This window comes from Planococcus sp. YIM B11945 (assembly GCF_050864155.1).
GTDB lineage: Bacteria > Bacillota > Bacilli > Bacillales_A > Planococcaceae > Planococcus.
In genome coordinates this window covers 373,487-394,446 of sequence record NZ_JBOZWR010000003.1, presented here as the reverse complement: position 1 = coordinate 394,446, position 20,960 = coordinate 373,487, and the positions used below count along the sequence as shown (strand labels likewise).

Sequence of the window (20,960 nt, the reverse complement as noted above, 5' to 3'; positions counted from 1 at the left end):
TAAAATTAATTCTGTTAAAATCAAATAATTAGAGAAAATAAGAAGTAAATAAAGTAAACTGATGATGAAAGAAGGAATAAGGAACTAATAAACGTGATTTTATTTGAAGATAAAAATACCCAGTTAGAGCGCGTGTTATAAAGGGTAATTAGAACTAAAATCCATTTGATTTGCTAGAGTTGCTAAAGGAGAGTGTAGAAAGAGTGCGCGAAGAACAGCAATTGTTGGACTTGGCCATTATGGCCGACGAGCATATTATGGTCGTTGATGCTAAAGGCATTATAATGCGTGTTAATCAGCCATGGATGGATTTTTGCATAGAGCACCAAATAGAAGAAGAGCTGTGGAAAGCCGGTTCTGATTATTTCAGTTTCTTGGAAAAAATGGGTTTGAAAAGCGAACTGGCCGTTTTTCAGCAAATCTTGAACAATGAAAAGGATGAACACCGCCAATTATATCCGTTTCACTTAAAAAATGGAGAAACCCAGTGGCTATCTGTAAAAGTACGGCCCATAAAAAAAGATAATGACCAAGTTCAGGGCATTTTCTTTTCTCATAAACCGGTCACTTTACATACGATGGAACCAATTACGGCAGAAAGCGTTTTGGAAAGTATGACGGATGGTTTTTATTTGTTGGATGACCAGCTTAAATTCAATTACATCAATGATATAGCGGCGCAATTGCTTTCTTGCAAACGGGAGAATGTAATTGGGCAAGAGGTTTTTGAGGCATTTCCGGAGATAAGAGGCAGCGTATTTGATAAAGAATATACCAATGCCTTAAAGTTCAAAAGTAAGGCGGAAATTGAAGAGTACTACGAACCGTTGGATATGTGGGTCAGTAAAAAAGTTTATCCGCTCAAACGAGGCGGTTTGGCCGTATATTTCCAAGACATCACGGAACGGAAAAAGGCAGAAGAACAGCTCAAGGAATTTGCCTATTATGATTATTTAACTGGGGTGCCAAACCGCAGGCTCATCATGGAAAAAGCTTCTTCTTATATTGAAAAAGGGGAAAAGTTTTCGTTCTTCTATATCAACTTGGACAATTTGAAATTTGTCAATGCTCTTTATACTTACAGTGCGGGTGATACTGTAATGAAAAGCGTAGCGAAAAAACTAAAAACCTTAAATTCTTTGAAGTGTGAAATTGGACGTTTGGATGGGGATGAATTTTGCGTGCTGTACCGCCCGTTCAAAGAAGAGCGGCTCGAAGGATTTGCTGCTCGCTTGAAAGAGCTTTTCGAAGAGCCGTTTGTTTTGGAAGGATCGCAAACAGTGCGGATAAACGCCAGCATTGGCATTTCTTGCTACCCTTTTGACGCAAAGAAAATGGATGAATTGGTGTCGTTTAGCCAAACGGCGATGTACGAAGCCAAAAAAATCCATGGTTCATCATCTGCCTTTTTTCGACCATGGATGCGGGAGGAACGGGAGCGGACAAGCAAAATTGAAGAAGGGCTGTCTGGAAACCTTGATGCAGTCGGTTTTGAATTTGCCGTTCAGCCGCAAATCGATGGCGCAACAGGCAACTTGTCAGGTATTGAAGTGTTGTCGCGCTGGCATCACCCGGAACTCGGGTTTATCTCGCCATTAGAATTTATCAAAATTGCTGAACAAACCGGCACCATCGCTTCTTTGACCACGCATTTATTGAATAAGGTTTTTGCAAAGATCAAAGAATGGGAAAAACAGTTTGGCTGGCATCTTCGGACAGCCATCAACATGACGCCTTCTCTCTTGACCAATCCTGCTTTTTTCGCTGATTTTTTTGAGTTGATCGAACGCTACGGCATTCAACCGGAATTATTGGAAATTGAAATCACCGAACAAGCAGAACTGACCTATTCGGAACGAACGCTTGAAAACCTGCAGTATTGCAAAGAAAAAGGAATATCAATTGCTATTGACGACTTTGGTACGGGCTTTTCGATGATTTCGTATTTAACCCATTTCCCGATCAATAAAATCAAGATCGATAAGTTCTTTGTTCAAAAAATTGGCGTCGATATTAAATCAGAAGCGTTATTGAAATCGTTGATCCATTTAGGAAAAAGCATCGGCTGTGAATTGTTGGCTGAAGGGGTGGAACGCCAAGAAGAAGTAGAATTTTTAACGGAAAACTCGTGCACCATTTTCCAAGGCTACTTGTTTGATAAGCCGATGAGAACTATAGATTTTGAAGAAAAATATTTAGTGAAGCCCAAAGTGATCATTGAGTAAGCAGCGGGTTCAATGAACAAGAAAAGGGGGGTGCCGAGTGAAAGAAGCCATTAAATTTCCTATAAATCAAATAGTATTGAACGAAATCGATGATATGATTTTTGTGAAGCGCGTCGATGGGGATTTTAATTTTGTTTATGAATTTATCAATCAAGCCGTATTGGACAAAACGGATATGGATTTTAGCGCAATGGGGAAATCGCTGGAAGAAGCTCATCCCGATCTAATATGGCTGGAGCTGGAAAAACAATACAACGAAGTGTTGAAGCAGCGCAAAAAGCTTTCTTTTGAAAAAATTTATGATTCTCCTTCTGGTGAAAAAATTTACTTGATGAAAAATTCAACACCGATTTTCGATGATTTAGGAAACTGCACCCATATCGTCTCCATTGTGAAAGACGTAACGGCCCAAAGAAATTTGGAATTAAAGAGGGTGCAGACATCCGAAAAACTGAGCGAAATGCAGTCTCAATACCGCTCGCTTTTCGACAATAATGTCGATCCGATTCTCATTATCGGTTTAGATGGGAAAGTCCGTGGCGGAAATGCCGCAAGCGATCAGTTAGGCGGCTTTTCAATAGCTGAATTGAAAGGCAGTGATTTCTTATCCTTTATTGAATCGGAGGATAGAGAACGGGCTAATCGCTATTTTTCTCAAGCCACCGAAAGGAAATCCGAAGACTTTCGCGCGAAATTTGTCGATAAATTCGGAGAGGCGTTTAGTAATCTAATCAAATTCAATGCCATCGAAGTGAAAGATGAAATAGTAGGCATCTATGCCATTTTAAAAGATATGAGAGAGCTCGACAAAATGTCTTATAAATACATTCAAAGTGATAAACTTTTCCGCATCATTGCTGAAAATGCGCACGATGTTATAGCTCTGATCAACCACCGCCGGGAATTTTTATACGTATCGCCTTCAAGTGAAGATGTTTTCGGCTATCTGCCCAATGAATATACTGGCAAGATGCCATTTTATACAGCGCATCCAGAAGATGTGCCTTTAGTGGAACAGAAGTTGGTTCAGGCTGTACAAAGCGGCATCACCTGCAAACTGAGGCTGCGCATTCAGCACAAAGTGAAAGGCTGGATATGGTCAGAACTCCACGGAACCCCGGTTTATGATGAACATCAGAAATTTAAGCATATGGTGATAATTGTCCGTGACATCACTTTGCAAAAAGAATACGAATCAAAACTGGAGTTTTTCGCCTATCATGATTCGTTGACGGAACTTCCAAACCGCCGCTATTTTATGGAGCGGTTATCCGAAGAAATCAAACAGCTGGGCAAAACCGAAGAGCGGTTTGCACTGATTATGCTCGACATCAACGATTTCAAATCCATCAACGATGTATTCGGGCATGAAACTGGTGATTACGTCATTAAGGAATTCGGGAAACGGCTGGAAGAAGCCAAAGGACAAAACAGCATCGCAGCACGTTTAGGAGGCGATGAATTTGTTGTATTGGCTGGAAAAGTGCAAAGCGAAGAAGAGGCGCTTGCTGCCGTAGAACAGATTTTAAAGGCATTGGAACTTCCTTGGCATATTCAAAATTCGCCGCTTCAAGTGACAACGAGCATTGGCATTGCAATGGCTTCGACAGAATGTGCTGACGCCTCGGCATTATTGAAACAAGCCGATTTAGCTATGTATAAAGCTAAAAATGCCGGGAAAAATTCATATCAATTTAGCCGTCTTTGAGAAATCATACTCAAAGGCGTTTTTTTATTTAAAAAACGATAAGGGATTTTGTTATGAGTATTTAGTCACGTCGATTAAGCGAGAATTGAATCTGTTGACCTTATCTGGAGTTGAAAATATTAGTTTTTTATCAAGAAAATAATAAAAAATATATATTTGAATTTTCTGATTTAAAAGTGTTTTAATTTTATGAGATAAATGTTATGATTTTGGTAAATCATAAAACCTAGTAAAAAACCAAAAATTGTAAAATTATTATTTGAAAAAGAAAAAAATGACACTTTTCTCCTGTATTTTATTTTCGAACTAATTTCACTTTATGGAAATCATTGGAAATATTCGTTGTCTTAACGGGAAGTAATGATTATTCGTTAGTAGAGGTGTGTATATATGGCCAACTCCACACAGAATTTTTTTGCGATTGTCAAAGTTATTTTTCTGTTTTTTATTGTTTGGTTTTTTTCAGGTTCCGAGTCTCAATTCAGGAGTGCGGAAACTGGATCGGAAATCATTAGCCTGACGGATGCCACTGATCAAATCGAGCTGGATCAGCAATTATATCTTTTAGAAGATCCAAAAGGAGTTTCCACCATTGAACAAATGACTAAAACTCCTCTGGTTTTTGAATTCATTCCAAATTCAGAAGGCATTCCGAACGAAGGCTTTACGTCTTCCGTATATTGGCTTCGGTTTGACATCCAAAATAGAGCTCCAGATAAAACATGGCTTCTTGAAGTGGCGGAGCCTTCGCTGGATAGCGTCACGCTTTATTCAAAGAATGCCACAGGCGGGTTTTCCAAAGAAGAAATCGGACGTAAATTTGCCCTTGATGAAAGAGAGAATTTTCACCGGCATTTAGTATTCGATTTGAAAGCGGAGGCTAATGCAACGGTAACATTTTATTTGCGGGTCAAATCCAGCGGGCCGATGCAAATACCGTTGACCATTTGGGATGAAACGGTTTTTGAAGAAAATACCCGGCATGCCAACGTATTGATTGGGTTGTTCAGCGGGATTGCAATGGCAGCAGTATTTTATTATTTGATGCAGTTTTTTAAACAACGCCAGCGCAGTTACTTGTACTTTATCTTTTTCCTGCTGTCGATGTTTTTTGTGCTGACGTCCATGGCGGGAATGAATTTTGCTTATTTGTGGCCAAAGCTTCAATGGTGGAACGAACATTCGGTGTTGTTCTTTATCGGTGCAAGCAGCGTTTTTGCGTTGTTGTTTGCAGAAAGCTTTTTAGATATACGCCGCCATTTCCCGCAAACGAAGAGGTTGATCCATTCATTGAGTGCGGTGAATACCGGATTAATAATCGTTTTGTTTTTTTCCTATGAAGCGGTCCGGCTCGTTATCCCTCTGTCGTTTATGGTAACGGTCGGTACCCTTTTGGCAGCGGCAATCGTATGCTTTAGAAAAGAAATAGTGTACGCACGCTATTTAGCTGCCGCACTGCTGTTGCTTTTGGTCGGCAGTTTACTTTCTTTCCTGCAGACGACGGGCATTTTGCCATTAATGGAACGCGTACAGTTTGGCGCTTATTTAATTGTTTTTGTAGGGGTTTTGCTGACCGCATATTCTTTAGCCGATAAATCGTTTGTCAAAGAACAGGAAAAACTGGAAAGAGAGCGAAAAGCAATTGAGCGCCAACGGATGGCCATGGAAACGCTAAAGCATGCGAATGAACGAAAAGATGAGCTGTTGGCTATAACGGCGCACAGCTTGCGCACTCCGCTTTACGGCATGATCGGAATTGCCGAATCGATGCAGGAATCAGCTGCCGTCAGGATTCCGCCGGCGATGAACAGCCAGTTGGGCCATATTATCTCGAGCGGAAAAAAACTGGCCCATATGATCAACGACATTTTGGATTTCTCAAAGCTGAAACAAAATGCGCTCGATATCCACGTTGAACCGGTGGACCTTAAAGGAATGGCTGAGACGGTCATCGCAATTTGTACGCCGCTTTTAAAAGAAAAAAAAGTGAAGCTGTACCAGACGATTCCCGCAGGTTTGCCTAATGCCATTGCCGATCCCGACCGCGTCCAGCAGATTTTGTACAATCTTGTCGGTAACGCGATCACGTACACGAGTTCGGGTGAAATTGTCATTTCAGCTAGGAAAATCGGAAGGCAAATAGAAGTATCTGTGAAAGATACCGGTATGGGCATTCAAGATGACAAACTTGCCGATTTGTTTGAACCGTTTCCAAAAGCCGAGAAGAAGGCCGGAGAATTTGGGGGCGTCGGCATCGGTTTGAACATTACAAAACGCCTTGTGGAATTGCAAGGAGGGAGAATCGATGTAGATTCAGAAGTAGGGCTTGGTTCAACGTTCAGTTTTACACTGCCGATTTACGTAAACGAAGAAATGGAAGAAGAAAAACAAACAAAATCTCCGAACATTGAAGAGCTGACAGCATCCCAATTGGCAAGCACTATAGCCAACCGCAAAAAAAACAAACGGCATATTCGAGTGCTGGTAGTAGAACACGAAGAAGTAAACCGGCAGATGCTGATTTACCAGCTGATGCAGGAAGGCTATAAAGTGACAGGAGTCAGTGAAGGAAAAGAAGCGCTGCAAATACTCGAGGATCAACCGATGGATTTGATCATTTTGGATTGGTCATTAGGTGATATGGCAGGAGATGAGCTTTGCCGGCAAATTCGGGTGAAATTTACGTTGACGGAGCTGCCAATTTTGATGCTGTCAGATAAATCAGGGCTGCAAGAAAAAACAAATGCCTTTACAGCAGGTGCCAATGATTACTTGATCAAACCATGTGACAAGGAAGAATTTTTGCTGCGGGTCGAAACGCTCGCCAATCTGCGCAGCTTGACGCAAGAAATTACTAACCTTAATTATTTCTTGGAGCGAAATGTTAAAGAGCGGACAATGGCGTTGGAAATCACCAATATGAACCTGGTCACTGTCAATGACGAGATCCAGGAAATTGAAAAATCCAGAAACGAGATGCTTTCTACCATTTCCCATGAATTAGGAACTCCCATTACGTTGATCCATAGTTATATCCAAGCGGTTAAAGAAAGTTTGATTGATGAAAAAAATCCTCGTTATCTTGACATGATCCACAATAAATTGCTGCTGCTAGAGCGATTGACCGAAGATCTTGTGGAGCTTGGAAAGTACAAGTCAGGCAATATGACGCTCCGCTTTGAGCAAATGCAGCTCGGCGCCTGGTTGGACCGTCTAATCCAAGGGATCGAATCGGACGTTAAGCAAAGCGGTCGATTTTTTGAACACATCGAAGTCAAACAGAAGCCGTGGGAAAAAAATCTCGTTTTATCGATCGACGTGGACCGTGTAGACCAAGTGTTCTCAAACGTCTTATGGAATGCGGTCAAGCACACGTCTTCTGTGGATGGGAAAATCACCATATCTGCCGAGGTTCATGCACGCGGTCGAGATGGTTCTGTATTGGAACATGATGATTTTGATGCTGAAGTCATTATCAAAGTGGCGGACACTGGGTGCGGAATCGACAAAGAAGTGCTGCCGCATATTTTTGATCGATTCTTCAAAAAGGGAGACTCGTCCGATTACAAAGGAAGCGGCCTCGGATTGGCCATCGCAAAAGAAATCATTCTTTCACATAAAGGGGAAATTTGGGCTGAAAGCGAAGTCGGAAAAGGCAGTGTGTTTTATATCGCCTTGCCGTTAAGTTATTGAGGGGAAAATGGGAGGGAAAACCATGGCCAATGCCACTGTGTTGATTGTTGAAGATGAAGACGGAATCCGCGAATTGATGCGTTTGTTTCTCGTCAAGAAAGGCTATCAGGTTCTTGAAGCAGAAGATGGTTATGAAGCAATGGATGTATTGGCTAAAGAAAATCCCGACTTGGTATTGCTCGATATTGAAATGCCCGGCATGAATGGTTTGGAAGTATGCGAGCAAATTCGCATGCAAACGAAACTGCCGATTTTGTTCGTCAGCTACCGGAAAGAATTGACGTATAAAATTCAAGGACTTGAAGTGGGCGGCGACGACTATATAACCAAACCGTTTGATTTTAACGAATTAGAAGCACGCATTCGGGCCATTTTGAGAAGAAATGGCTGGAAAAATGGAGAAGAAGAAAAGTTATCGGTGCTGGAATTCAACGATATGCACATCCATATCGATGCACGTGAACTTTTTGTGGGCGGAAAGCCGGTGAGGTTATACCATAAAGAATTTCAGCTTTTGCTTCTCCTTGCCCAAAATCCGAACCGGGTATGGACCGCCGAACAATTATACGACCGGGTTTGGGGCTATTATTCGGATGGCGATGTCCAAACGGTAAAAGTGCACATTAGCAATCTCCGCCGAAAAGTGGAAAAGGATCCAGCCAATCCCATTTACATCCACACTGTTCGAGGCTTTGGCTATAAATTCACGGTTTCGTAAAACTGATTTCTATATGCCGTGGACGCGACGAAGCTAAGAAATTTCTTGCTACCAGAAGAAATTGCCACCATGATTGTTCTATTACTGCAAGCAGGCTGGAAGATATGGAGCAGAACAACGGAGAAGCCCTTATTATTTCTGCATCGCTATGTTAGCTTCGTGATAGGAAAGGACGCTGCTCCTCCAGCATTGCACGCGTCGTTGCGAAGCTATCGATCGAAATAACTTCACCCAATAGCTTCGAAGCTGTTTTATGGAATATCAGCAAGCCAAAAAGTAAAGTTCAATATATATATATAGACACCTATAAAAATAGCTTCCGCAATTTGCGGAGGCTATTTTTTTGCGTTAAAGCTGGCATGAGTTTTGTGCTGCTGGAATTGATCGCAACGATCTGCTTGCCGCCAACGGGCAGACTTATGCATTTTCTTGAGCAAGTTCTCAATACGAGAGTACCGAAAAGAAAAAATTTTAAGCTTTCTCAAATTCGTATTTAGAAAAAATCAAATATTTAAATTATTTAACTCATTTTTAACCTTGGCTCTTTAGTATTGGGTCAAATGAATGACAGAGAAAGGGGAAGAAAAAAGATGGTTCAAAATAACTACAAATTACCTAAAAATCAGCAGCTTGGGGACTTTGAGAAACAAACGGTCTTTAAACAAGCTAACGCAATTGACGTTTATGAACCGAATAGCGCGATATTCGGCATTCCTCAAAATTTAGTCGCTTCTATGACCTATCTGTTTGGATTTTTTTCAGGAGCGATTATTTTATTGTTTGAAAAGAAAAATCACTTTATCCGGTTCCATGCCATGCAGTCGATTTACCTCTCTACCATTTTTTTAACAACTTATATGGTGCTTGGCATGCTTCCGCTGGTCGGTTGGATATCTGGCGTCATCCTTTCGCCAATCGGCTTAGTTCTTTGGATTATTCTTATGCTGGACGCCTTTAATGGCAAATATATAAAAATCATCTACATTAGCAAACTTGTGGAGAAACACTTTTCATGAAAAACAGAAATACCCTTTTCCAACCAATCCAAACTAGAGGTGAACTTGATGGAAAGTACATTCAATATTAAAGAGTTTTTAGGAGCTCTACGCAAAAGGCTTCCCTTGATTGCAGCTATAACCATCCTCTTCGTCGCTTTAAGCGGAATTATTAGCTACACGCTAATGAAGCCAATTTACCAAGCTTCTACACAAATCTTGGTCAGCCAAAACGTCACATCGGTTGAAGATTTCAATACGCAAAGCATTGATGCCAACCTTCAATTGATTGGCACTTATAACCTTATCATCAAAAGCCCGGCCATTCTTCGAGGTGTTATCGAAGAATTAAAGCTGAATGAAACGGTCGAGACTTTGAATGAACGCATTACCGTAAGCAGTACCGAAGGCGCTCAAGTCGTGATTGTGGATGTGCAAGATACAAGTATGCAACAAGCTGTGCTTATTGCGAATACTACCGCTTCTGTTTTTCAAGAGGAAATCCAAAACTTGATGAACGTCGACAACGTGAACATTTTGGCTCCTGCTGAAATGCCAATCAATCCAGAACCCATCAAACCGGATCCTCTTTTCAATATGGCAATCGGAGCGGTAATCGGTTTTATGCTTGGAACAGCACTTGCCATATTATTAGACCAGCTCAACACAACTATTCGAACAGAAGAAGATCTCGAAGAAATCATTGGTCTCCAAGTTCTGGGCATTGTCAGCACCATGAATGGAAACAAAGACTTGAAAAGAACAGCCGTTAAACATGTGAGAGAGGAGGTCGTTGAAGATGATGAAGATGAAAAAATCCAAGCGTCAAGCAACCCGAAAATTGGTGGTTCGTACTAATCCGCAATCCATTTTAACTGAGCAATACCGCACCATCCGAACAAATATCAACTTTTCGCTGCCAAGCAATGACATGAAGACGCTTCTTTTTACTTCAGCTTCTAAAGAGGAAGGCAAATCAACCACCTCAGCCAACATGGCCATCGTCTATGCCGAATCAGGAAAGAAAGTTTTGCTTGTTGATGCGGATATGAGGCGGCCGACTTTGCATCATACGTTTCAAATGAGCAACAAACTGGGCTTGTCGAATTTGCTTTTGAGAAAGGGCAGATTGCAGGATACCGTCAAACGAAGCGGCGTTAAGGGACTGGATCTTCTCATGTGCGGCCAAATTCCTTCTAATCCGGCGGAGCTGCTTGAATCTTCTGCAATGGAAGACTTGATGCTGGAAATGAAAGAGCGATATGACTTAATTATTTTCGATTCACCGCCTATTCTTTCGGTAACAGATTCTAAAATTCTTGCTAATAAATGCGATGGCACCGTTTTGGTGGTGAGCACAGGCAAAACAGAAAAAGCAAGCGTTGTAAGGGCTCGCGATGCACTGGCAACTGCGAAAGCGTTCATTGTCGGAGTTGTCATGAACAATTACAAAATCAATAAAAACAATCACTATTACCAAAATTACAATCGTTGACGTACTTCCAAATTGAAAGATGAGAAGGGGTAATCGAAGTGACGATAAAGAAGAGATTCATTTCATTATTCATCATTGACTCGCTCATCATTCTTTCATCGATTTACGCTTGCTATTTGTTTTTAAATCCTTATGTCAATGTTTTGCGCAATGAAATGCTGTTCATCAGCGCGCTAGCCTTATTTATAGCCCATCACTCCTTTGCTTGGCACTATGGGCTATACCGGAAAGCGTGGTCATATGCATCAGTTGATGAGCTGAAATCCATTGTCAAAGCAGTGTGTCTCACGATGTTTGTGGCATCGGTTATGCAATATGCATATTCTGGAAACTTGTATGTAAGGACGCTGATTCTTACATGGATGCTTCTTATTTTGTTTATAGGGGCTTCTAGAATCTCATTGCGCATTCTCAATGAACGGTCGATCAAACGGAAACATGTTAAAGCGAGCAGAACCATGGTCATAGGGGCCGGGCAGGCTGGAAGAATGATAGTAAGGCAAATGCAGCAAAATCCTCAATGGGATCGGAATCCCGTGTTGTTTGCGGATGATGACAAAACAAAATGGGGATTGGAAATTTACGGAGTCGAAGTCGTTGGGGGCATTCAAAACATTCCAGATTACGTAGTCAATCACCGCATCGACCAAATTGTCATCGCCATTCCGTCACTGTCAAAAAAAGCCATGGCGGATTTAACGAAGTTATGCATTGATACTGGTGCCAAAACCCAAACCATTCCCCGAATCGAAGATTTGATGACTGGAAAAATCACGGTGAGTGATATTCGAGACGTCAAAATTGAAGATCTCCTGGGGCGCGAAGAAGTCAAATTGGATATGGAAGCAATTAAAGAGAAGCTGGAAAATAAAACTATTATGGTGACAGGTGCAGGGGGCTCCATTGGATCCGAGATTTGCCGCCAAATTAGCAAGTTTCAGCCTTCCCGGATTCTTTTGCTCGGGCATGGTGAAAATTCCATTTACAACATCGACAAGGAATTGAGAGGGAAATTGTCTCCGGAGACCGAAATTGTGCCCATCATTGCCGATGTCCAGGACCGGGAACGAATCCATACGATTATCGGCAAGTTTAAACCGGATATCATTTACCATGCGGCAGCACACAAGCACGTTCCATTGATGGAAGCGAATCCGCTCGAAGCCGTCAAAAACAATATTCTCGGAACTAAAAATGTAGCAGAGGCCGCTGACAAACACGGAGTCGGAAACTTCGTTCTTATTTCGACAGACAAAGCAGTCAACCCTCCAAATATTATGGGCGCTTCCAAACGCTTTGCTGAAATGGTTATTCAAAACCTTGCAGTTAGAAGCGAAACGACGTTCGCAGCTGTCCGTTTTGGCAATGTTCTTGGCTCACGGGGAAGTGTCGTTCCGTTATTTCGAGAACAAATTGCAAACGGCGGGCCGGTAACGGTAACCGATCCAAAAATGACCCGCTATTTCATGACAATTCCTGAAGCCTCGCGCCTGGTCATTCAAGCGGGTGTTCTAGCCTCAGGGGGAGAAGTTTTCGTTTTGGACATGGGAGAACCCGTAAAAATCGTCGATTTAGCCCGCAATATGATCAAGCTTTCGGGTTATGAGGAAAGCGACATCAAAATTCAATTCAGCGGCATGCGGCCAGGCGAAAAACTGTATGAAGAACTGCTCGATGAAAGCGAAATTCAGTCTGAAAAAGTGTTCCCGAAAATTTATATCGGCAAAGCGACTCCGATCAGCGCGATGGAGATGAACCACATTTTGGAACGCTTGCCGGAAATGTCGGAAGAGGAAACCAAATCGACATTGCTGCGGCTGGCAAACCGCAAGGCGAAAGAAGAGGGATGGAAAGAAGAATGGAAAGCCGAAGGCGAATTCGCATAAGAACGGAAATCGGCTATCGAACAAGCAGAAAAAAACAAAGGAAAGCGGAAAAGAAGCTTTTGGCCATCTCTACTAAAGACCAAAATCATCTCTCCAATTAGCCAAGTCTCCTATTGCTGCTTGTTGCCAATCGTTTGAGGGTTCCTTTCTATACGCTGAATCATTGGCCGGCAAAAAAATCATTATAGGAGGCAGCTTGGATGAATGATCTGAAAATGAAAATTTACAACCATTCTCCAATCCATATTCAAAATCTTCTTACCAGCCTAGCAGGTTATTGGATTACAAAAAGCCGCTATTCCAGAGTTTATTACGCATTTTTGAAAGAACTGGAACGTATGGATTTTACAAATGCTGCTGCTGAACAAAAACACCAAGAAGTCGAACTGCAACAACTGATTCGTCATGCAGTCCAAAACAGCTCTTTTTACCAAAAATTTTATAAAGGGATTGATATAGAATCCATAAAGACGCTTGAGGATTTAAAAAAGCTGCCCATTCTGGAGCCTGAAACGGCAAGGCAAAATATCGAATCGATGTACACCATACGGGAAAGCGCAGCAGTGGTTTCCTATACAAGCGGCACATCGGGTACACCGCTCAAATTTTTGTTTACCAAAGAAGATCACCAAAAAAGGATGGCTTTTCTCGATTTTTTTAAAAAACAGCATGGCGTTGTGAATTTGCAAATGAAAAGGGCTTCGATCAGCGCACAACATTTTATTCCCAAAAATCAGCAAAAGAAAGTATTTTGGCGCGATAACCATTCTAGCCGGCAGCGGTTGTATTCGGCTTATTATTGCACCGAAAAAAGCGCCCAAGAAGTGATTGAGAACTTTGAACTGTACAGGCCGGATTTTATCGATGGACTGCCTTCAGCAATTTACGAATTAGCGAAATGGATCAACCAGCGGAAAATCACTTTATCTTTTCGGCCTATTGCTATTTTTACAACGGCGGAAACGCTGTATCCGCTTTGGAAAAAGGAGATTGAGGAAGCTTTTGGCTGTCCTGTCCGGAATCAATATGCAACTCCGGAAGGCTCTCCGTTTATCACGGAATGTCCAAAAGGCAATCTTCATTACAATATGCGCTCAGGGATCATTGAAACAACGGATGAAGGCAATATGATTGTTACGGGATTTAATACGTATGGAACGCCGATTATTCGCTACAACATTGGGGATCGCCTTGAATTTCCAAGGGTGGCTAAGCGATGCGAGTGCGGTTCTGCACACCCCGTACTCGAGGAAGTTCAAGGCTGGAGCGATGATTTTCTCCAAGCCAAATGCAAAAGAAAGATCAGCCCTTTTTACTTCTCGATGGCCAGCGGGCACTTGGCGAATGCCATAAAAAAAATGCAATTTATCCAGAATTCCCTGGAAGCAATCGATGTCTTAATCGAAGGGGATGTGAATTATACCAATTCAATGACGGAGGTGGTTCATGAACAAATGGAATATGTTTTTGGAACGGATATGGTTTTCAATATTCGTATTGTGGAACAAATTCCAATACAGCCGAATGGCAAGTTCAAGCTTGTCATCAACAACATCACATGATTTAGTTGTAAACCGACCTTATCAGGAAAACTGGAGGAATTGGCATGCAAGACTTAAAAATGAAGGTATATGAGAGCTCACCAATTTTCATTCAAAATATTTTAGCAAGTTTGGAAGGGTTTAATAAATCCAGAAAAAGATTCACTGACACTTACTATCAGTTTTTAAAAGAGCTGGAAGAGCGCGATTATACAAACGCTGAAAAAGAGAAGCAGTACCAAGAACAAGAAATGCAAAAATTGATAAAACATGCAGCAGCCAATAGCCCATTTTACCAAGAATTTTATAAAGGGATTGACATAGAAACGATTAAAACATTAGAAGACTTAAAGAAACTGCCCGTTCTGGAAAAAGATTTGGTGCGGGAGCGCATTACTTCTATTTATACGATTCCGGAAAAAGGGGCCATGAGTTCGAAAACGAGCGGTACATCTGGCACGCCGATCAAATTTGTATTTATAAAAAATGACATTCAAAAGAGAATGGCCTTTCTGGATTTTTTTAAGAAGCAGCATGGTGTCGTCAACTTAGAAATGAAGCGGGCTTCTTTTAGTTCAAACCCATACATTTCGCAGACCCGACAGAAAAACGTTTACTGGCGGGACAGCTACTGGAACAAGCAACGGCTTTATTCAGCGTTTTATTGCACGCCGCAAACAGCCGGGAAATATGTAGAAAACTTAGAGAAATACAAGCCCGACTCTATCGATGGATTGCCATCTTCCATTTATGAAGTTGCCCGCTATATTAACGAAAACAACATCACGTTATCCTTCAAACCGATTTCCATTTTTCCGACTGCTGAGACTCTTTACCCCCATTACCGAATGGAAATCGAGAAAGCCTTCAATTGTCCTGTACGCAACCAATACGCTTCTTCGGAAGGAGCGCCTTTTATCACCGAATGTCCCTACGGGCAACTGCATTACAACTTAGCATCTGGCATTATCGAAACAGGCGAAAATGGAGAAATGCTCGTTACCGGATTCCACACCTATGGCACCCCATTGATCCGATACAAAATCGGGGATTGGATCGATTTTCCAGTGAATCCAAAACCTTGTAAATGCGGATCCACTCATCCAGTAGTCGAAAACATACATGGCCGAAACGTCGATTTTCTTTATTCCAAAAACAGAGGGAAAATCACTGCTCTTTACTTGTCGATGTCTACGGCGAAACTTCCAAGTGTCGTGAAGAAAATGCAGTTCATCCAGAATTCGATAGATGAAATTAATGTGCTGGTTGAAGCAGGTGAAGGCTTTACACCAGAAATAACAGCGGGATTCCATGAAGACTTGAAATTTTTCATCGGCCGCGACATGAAGTTCAATATCCAATTTGTTGATGAAATACCAAAACAAGCGAATAGCAAATTCCGCCTGGTGATCAATAATATAGAGCCCAATTTATTGGCTAGCTTAATAGTTGGTGAGGAGTGGAGAATATCAAATGAGAGCGTTGCAAATGAAAGTATACGAGAAGTCCCCAATCTATTTTCAGAACATCTTAACGAGTTTGGACGGTTATCGAAAAATTAAGGAGCGCTACCAAAAAACATATTTTACGTTTTTGAACTTCTTGGAAAAAAGCGATTCCAACGATTTAGAATCTGAAGTCAGCTACCAAGAGCAGGAAATGAAAAAATTGGTTAGGCATGCAGCAGCCAACAGCCCGTTTTATCAGGAATTTTACGCAGGCATCAACTTGAATGAGATTCAGACACTTGAAGACCTGAAAAAACTACCGGTCCTTGAAAAAGAGATGGTACGCCAAAATATTGCTTCGATGTACACGATTCCAGAAGCGAAAGCTTTAGTGTCGCATACCAGCGGGACTTCGGGAACACCAATGAAGTTTTTATACACAAAAGACGACATCCAAAAACGAATGGCTTTTCTTGATTTCTTTAAAAAACAACACGGTGTGATCAATTTAGAAATGAAGCGGGCGTCATTCAGCTGCAACCGCTTTGTTCCAAGAAAACAGAAAGCCAAAGTGTTCTGGAGAGACAATGTATTTTTGAAACAGCGGCTTTATTCAACTTACGAATGCCAGGAGCAAAACGCCGCAGTATTTGTAAAGAATTTGGATGTTTACAAACCAGAATTTATCGATGGATTGCCTTCAGCGCTTTATGAAGTGGCTAAGTACATCAACGACAACGAAATCACTTTATCGTTTACGCCAACAGCGATTTTCCCAACGGCAGAAACACTTTATCCCCATTACAGAAAAGAAATTGAGAAAGCCTTTAACAGTCCAGTCCGCGATCAATATGCATCAAGTGAAGGTTCTCCGTTTATCACAGAATGCATTCATGGCAGATTACATTACAATATGAAATCAGGAATTATCGAAACAACAGAAGACGGAGAAATGGTTGTCACTTGTTTCAACACATACGGCACACCGCTTATTCGCTATAAAATCGGAGATCACGCAGAATTCGATATGGAAACAACGAACTGTGAATGCGGCTCATCCCATCCAATCGTCAAAGAAATTTACGGCCGGACAAACGATTATTTAGTCTCAAAGAAAAAAGAAAAGTTTACGGCGTTTTACTTGGCGATACAAAGCGAAAAGTTTTCAACTTCTATCCGGAAAATGCAGTTCATCCAAAATAATCTGGAGCAAATAGAGGTGCTGATTGAAAAAGCAGAAAACTACACAGATGAAATGACCGGCATTGTCCGAAGCGAAATGGAATATTTGTTTGGAAATGACATGAAATTCAACATCCACGTTTTGGATTGCATTCCGCCTCAGCCCAATGGCAAATACCGGTTGGTCGTCAATAATTTGCCGGAAGAGGCTAGACTTTAACATCCGTTTCAAAAGATAAACAGGTAAGCCGAGGAAAATGAAAAGCGATTGTTAAGGTCTAATCTAAATAAACTGAATTTTAAGATTAAAATGCAGAAATAATCAAGGATGGGGTGAAGAGATTGATTTTTGTTACTGGATCAGCTGGATTTATTGGATATACATTAGTTACTCATCTTTTAAGCAAAGGCTTAGAAGTAGTAGGACTGGATAATTTGAATGATTACTACGAAGTGTCTTTAAAAGAAGCCCGCTTAAAAAAACTTCAGCAGCATCCCGGCTTTACGTTTTATCAGGAGGACATACAAAACGCCGATTCGTTGGAATCGATTTTTGAAACCCATGACGTTGATGTGGTGGTTCATCTTGCAGCACAAGCGGGCGTACGGTATTCGCTTGAAAATCCACAAGCCTATATCGACTCAAACATTGTCGGCTTCATGAATATTTTGGAAAAGTGTCGGCATCACAAAGTGAAGCATTTGATTTATGCATCTTCCAGTTCGGTTTACGGAGCTAATACTTCCCTGCCATTCTCAGTACACGATAACGTCGACCACCCGCTTAGCTTGTATGCAGCAACCAAAAAAACCAACGAACTGATGGCGCATACGTATAGCAGTTTGTATCAGATCCCAACAACGGGACTTCGGTTTTTCACTGTTTACGGCCCTTGGGGAAGGCCGGATATGGCACTTTTTAAATTTACGAAAAACATCATTGAAGGCCATCCCATTGATGTTTACAACAATGGCGAAATGATGAGGGATTTTACATTCGTCGAAGATATTGTTGAAGCGATTTCGCGGCTTATCGATAAACCGGCTAAATCCAATGCTGATTGGTCGGGCATGGAACCAGATCCAGGCACAAGCTATGCGCCATACAAAATCTACAATATCGGAAACAATAATCCAGTGAATTTGATGGATTTCATTGAAGCCATTGAAGAAAAGCTTGGCATTGAAGCGAAAAAGAATTTTATGCCCATTCAAGCCGGCGACGTACCGGCCACTTATGCGGATGTTGAAGATCTCTACAATGAGATTGGCTTCCGGCCGCAATACTCCATCAAAGATGGAATAGGTAAATTCATCGACTGGTACGTAGATTATTACCATAAAGTCTCTAAAGTAAATTGATTTAACTAAAACGAGGTGTCTACATGCATATCGTATTGGCTTTCTTCCTGTTGCAGATTCTTTTTACTTTTTTAGTGAAGGATTATATTCCGGATTTGCGCGTTTATGGAATTTTGATGGTGTTGTCGAGTATCGTTGCCATTTCCATCTTTCTCTTCCGGACGGTTGAACGGAAATGGCTTTGGCTGATCTATACAGGATTCGCTATCAGGGTTCTCACTTTGTTTGTCGATCTGTATGTTCCTTCAATCAGCATTTTTTCCAGCGGGTCGGATTCGGAATATTTCCACACAGCATCCGTCAGCATTGCAGAAGGCTTGCTGCCTGTTTCTGCAGGCAGAACCTACTATGTGCCATTTTTATCGGGAATTTACTATATGATTGGCGACCAACGACTATATGCCCAGTTCTTGAACATCGCTTTCTGGGTCTTTTCCGCAGTGTATTTGTTGAAATCGTTCCGGTACTTAAAAGTAGGGAATCAAGTAACGTTTATATCCTTAGGAATCTTCGCATTAATGCCAAACAGCATTTTCATGTCGAGCATTCTCCTAAGAGAATCGATCATTGTATTTTTAATCTCCATGTCGCTGCATTATTTTCTTTTATGGTTTTACGAAAGAAATATCCTTCATTTTATTCTGGCGGCGATACCGGCTCTCGGGTCTATGATTTTCCATGCTGGAATGGTCGGATTTATCATCGCCTATGTTCTGGCATTTATTTTTATGACTCAAGAAGGAAGAGCGAGCGGAAAAAAGAAATCGTCAAAAGTTCTTTATCTCTTGTTTATCGGCCTATTGCTTGTTGTATTGTCCATGAACAATGAATTGTTTTTAGGGAAGTTCCAAGATTTTGGAGAAGACGGAGTAGATAGCATCAAGCTCGCCGGCAATGGAGGCTCGGCGTACTTGACGAACCTTGAAGGCATTAGCGGTCTTGCCATTTACGCGGTAGCACCGATCAAGATGATTTATTTCATGTTTTCGCCGCTGCCGACCGACTGGAGAGGCTTTGGCGATATTATCAGCTTCCTGATGGATTCTTCAATCTATTTCTTTTTGATAGTGGCAATCGCTATTGGCTTGATCAAAAGCGATATGTCGATACGGAATAAAATCATGATTGCCACGTTCATTTTTATTACGGTTTTCATTTATTCGTACGGAACCGGGAATGCCGGTACAGCGATTCGGCATCGCAACAAATTGCTTCCGATGCTGTTGATTTTGTTCACCATCGTTCAAAGCAGATCAGCCGTGAAGTTGCCTGAAGCCATTACCAAGCATATAAAGGGCGCTAAAAACGAACGGCTGGCCAACTATAGGGTGGCTGAAGTTGCAACCTTGCGAGAAACCAGAGATATAAAGTGAACCATACGAGAAAGTGACTTGGAAAAAAGGGGAGAAGAGGGAGAATGATGGAAAATCTTAAAATTGCAGTAGTCGGATTAGGGTACGTCGGATTGCCGGTAGCTGTCGCATTCGGCCATAAACATCCGGTAATCGGATTTGATGTAAATGAACGAAGAATCGAGACGTTAAGAGAAGGCTTTGATTATACCAACGAAGTGACGACTGAGGAACTTGAAAAAACGCACATTGATTTTACGGCTGATCCAACCAAATTGAAAGAAGCTGGATTTATCATCATCTCCGTTCCAACGCCAATTGATGAACACAATCAGCCGGACTTGACGCCTCTATTAAAAGCGAGCGAGATGGTTGGCAAGAACATGAAAAAAGGGGCCGTCGTGGTTTATGAATCAACAGTGTATCCAGGAACGACGGAAGAAAAGTGCATTCCGGCTTTAGAGAAATTTTCAGGGCTGGAAGGCGGAAAAGAATTTTTTGTCGGGTATTCTCCTGAACGCATCAATCCAGGCGATAAAAAACACACATTCACAAAAATCAAAAAAGTAGTTTCAGGCCAAAACGAGGCTGTCCTCGATTTTGTGGCAACGGTCTACGGCAGTGTCGTAGAAGCGGGGGTTTTTAAAGCAACGTCAATCCGTGTAGCAGAAGCTGCCAAAGTGATTGAGAACACACAGCGCGACGTCAACATTGCGTTGATGAATGAAATCGCTTTGATTTGCGACCGTTTGGAAATCGATACATGTGATGTGCTGGAAACAGCAGGGACGAAATGGAATTTCCTAAAATTCTATCCAGGCCTTGTTGGTGGGCATTGCATCGGTGTCGACCCGTATTACTTGACGCATAAAGCCCAAGCCGTCGGCCATTATCCGGAAGTTATCCTTGCCGGCAGAAGAATCAACGATGGCATTGGACGCTATATTGCGCGGACGCTTGTGAAAAAAATGATTCAAAAAAATATGCCTGTCCAAGGCGGCAAAGTGACGGTTCTTGGACTTACGTTCAAAGAAGATGTGCCGGATCTGCGGAATTCGAAAGTGGTCGACGTAATCCGGGAACTGCAGGAATACGGGATTGATGTCCAAGTGCACGATTCTTGCTGTGAGTCTCAAGAAGCTGAACGCCAATATGGCTTGGCTTTAACTCCAAAAGAAGAGTTGGCTCCAGCGCATGCGGTCATTTTAGCGGTTGCCCATACAGAGTATAAAGAAGCCGGTTGGAAGCAATTTGATAAATTGTTGCTGGATGAGCAAGGCATTGTTTTCGATATAAAGAGCACACTCGATAAAAAGGCGAAACCAGAAAAAATCGAATTATGGAGGTTGTAAATT

The 20,960-nt window shown here is 41.8% G+C and carries 14 protein-coding genes; all 14 read left to right on the top strand.

The features are described 5' to 3' along the window. Positions 1-203 precede the first annotated feature (203 nt). The 14 genes from ACRRQV_RS06545 (at position 204) to ACRRQV_RS06480 (ending at position 20,957) form a co-directional block, all read left to right on the top strand. Positions 204-2,225: a sensor domain-containing protein gene (locus tag ACRRQV_RS06545; RefSeq protein ID WP_432528901.1), complete on the top strand. Its 2,022-nt coding sequence runs from the start codon at positions 204-206 to the stop codon at positions 2,223-2,225. Between the two features lie 76 nt (positions 2,226-2,301). Next, entirely contained in the window at positions 2,302-3,933 is a 1,632-nt protein-coding gene (locus ACRRQV_RS06540) for a diguanylate cyclase domain-containing protein (protein ID WP_432528899.1), read from the top strand. 390 nt (positions 3,934-4,323) lie between these two features. Next, complete coding sequence (locus tag ACRRQV_RS06535; RefSeq protein WP_432528897.1) at positions 4,324-7,626, top strand: ATP-binding protein; 3,303 nt, start codon at positions 4,324-4,326, stop codon at positions 7,624-7,626. 22 nt (positions 7,627-7,648) lie between these two features. After that, positions 7,649-8,344, top strand: coding sequence for a response regulator transcription factor (locus ACRRQV_RS06530; protein WP_432528895.1), 696 nt, complete (start codon positions 7,649-7,651; stop codon positions 8,342-8,344). A gap of 590 nt (positions 8,345-8,934) precedes the next feature. Further along, complete coding sequence (locus ACRRQV_RS06525; RefSeq protein ID WP_432528893.1) at positions 8,935-9,360, top strand: DUF4870 domain-containing protein; 426 nt, start codon at positions 8,935-8,937, stop codon at positions 9,358-9,360. A 48-nt stretch (positions 9,361-9,408) separates the two neighbouring features. Continuing rightward, positions 9,409-10,197: a YveK family protein gene (locus ACRRQV_RS06520; protein ID WP_432529486.1), complete on the top strand. Its 789-nt coding sequence runs from the start codon at positions 9,409-9,411 to the stop codon at positions 10,195-10,197. After that, positions 10,139-10,834: a CpsD/CapB family tyrosine-protein kinase gene (locus ACRRQV_RS06515; protein WP_432528891.1), complete on the top strand. Its 696-nt coding sequence runs from the start codon at positions 10,139-10,141 to the stop codon at positions 10,832-10,834. The genes ACRRQV_RS06520 and ACRRQV_RS06515 overlap by 59 nt, the downstream gene beginning before the upstream one ends. Before the next feature lie 38 nt (positions 10,835-10,872). Further along, positions 10,873-12,720: a polysaccharide biosynthesis protein gene (locus ACRRQV_RS06510; protein WP_432528889.1), complete on the top strand. Its 1,848-nt coding sequence runs from the start codon at positions 10,873-10,875 to the stop codon at positions 12,718-12,720. A 200-nt stretch (positions 12,721-12,920) separates the two neighbouring features. Next, positions 12,921-14,282, top strand: a complete 1,362-nt coding sequence (locus tag ACRRQV_RS06505; protein ID WP_432528887.1) for a phenylacetate--CoA ligase family protein — start codon at positions 12,921-12,923, stop codon at positions 14,280-14,282. 44 nt (positions 14,283-14,326) lie between these two features. Further along, the gene (locus ACRRQV_RS06500) at positions 14,327-15,823 is read left to right on the top strand and encodes a phenylacetate--CoA ligase family protein (protein ID WP_432528885.1); all 1,497 of its coding nucleotides are present in this window, start codon (positions 14,327-14,329) and stop codon (positions 15,821-15,823) included. After that, positions 15,735-17,111, top strand: a complete 1,377-nt coding sequence (locus tag ACRRQV_RS06495; RefSeq protein WP_432528883.1) for a phenylacetate--CoA ligase family protein — start codon at positions 15,735-15,737, stop codon at positions 17,109-17,111. Before ACRRQV_RS06500 ends, ACRRQV_RS06495 begins: the two co-directional genes overlap by 89 nt. A gap of 122 nt (positions 17,112-17,233) precedes the next feature. Further along, a complete protein-coding gene (locus ACRRQV_RS06490) occupies positions 17,234-18,253 on the top strand; it encodes an NAD-dependent epimerase (RefSeq protein ID WP_432528881.1) in 1,020 nt (339 codons plus the stop codon). 23 nt (positions 18,254-18,276) lie between these two features. After that, entirely contained in the window at positions 18,277-19,626 is a 1,350-nt protein-coding gene (locus tag ACRRQV_RS06485) for a hypothetical protein (protein WP_432528879.1), read from the top strand. 47 nt (positions 19,627-19,673) lie between these two features. Continuing rightward, positions 19,674-20,957, top strand: a complete 1,284-nt coding sequence (locus ACRRQV_RS06480) for a nucleotide sugar dehydrogenase (protein WP_432528877.1) — start codon at positions 19,674-19,676, stop codon at positions 20,955-20,957. Positions 20,958-20,960 lie beyond the last annotated feature (3 nt).